Source organism: Pseudomonas laurentiana (genome assembly GCF_014648275.1).
In the GTDB taxonomy this organism is placed as follows: domain Bacteria; phylum Pseudomonadota; class Gammaproteobacteria; order Pseudomonadales; family Pseudomonadaceae; genus Aquipseudomonas; species Aquipseudomonas laurentiana.
The window spans coordinates 1-874 of sequence record NZ_BMQU01000096.1; the positions used below are offsets into that span (position 1 = coordinate 1).

Below are 874 nucleotides of genomic sequence, written 5' to 3' on the forward strand. Positions count from 1 at the left end.
CTGATATATTCATCTACATAGGAGTATTATTTCCAAGGGTGGTTTCTCATAGCAACTTTTGGCTGTTTTTGGGGTGGATGAAGGAAATTTTCGCTAAGACTTTTCGTGCGCAAATGGTACTGTTTTCGCAGAAAAAATGTATGGTTATCTGGGACTGCGCGCTGGGACACAAAGCTGTTTTGCAGGAGAAAAAATGTGCACTTTGTTAGATGCTGGCACCGCGCACTGCGAAAATGATGTCGGAGGTACTACATGTGAAAACATAAAAGACAAGAACAAGAAAACAGTGAAGCAATTCATTGGAATATTGAGCTTGTTTAAGGCCAAGTCGACGAGTGGGGAGAGTCTGGAAGGGATATACACATTCTGACCTACTCTATACGCTACGTTCGGCATGGGCGAACTGGTTTTACCGCCAGTAAGCCTGAACAGTCTTATACCAGATATCTAACGATTCTGTGTATAAGCACTGATGGATTTAGTGGATTACTAGCTGATAGCAAGTATTTTCATCTAAAACCGATTTGGGGGTATGCCTTGGTAAGTAGCCGGATTTTACTATCTGTGACTTGCTAAGTGTAACTCCCTCCATGGTTGGTTATGTTCGACTTGTGATTAATTTTGCAATGTCGCACGGACGCCATACCGGGAGAATTATAAGAGGGCTATATGGATGTGACAAACAAATTTGCGGTCGTAAAACACTGCAAGTATGTGATGTCACGGCGTAGATTTTATCTATGCTTCAACTAAGAATAACTTGTACGACAGAACAGTGGGACGCAAGTCTTGCTGGGACGTCACTACTATGTAGTTATCTGGTTGATCCTGCCAGTAGTCATATGCTTGTCTCAAAGATTAAGCCATGCATGTC

General features: G+C 42.3%; 1 protein-coding gene. It reads left to right on the forward strand.

What is annotated here, in order from left to right; all coding sequences use genetic code 11:
- On the forward strand, nucleotides 1-209 hold a 209-nt coding region (locus tag IE038_RS25570; protein ID WP_229775738.1), incomplete at its 5' end, for a hypothetical protein.
- Between the last annotated feature and the right edge of the window lie 665 nt (nucleotides 210-874).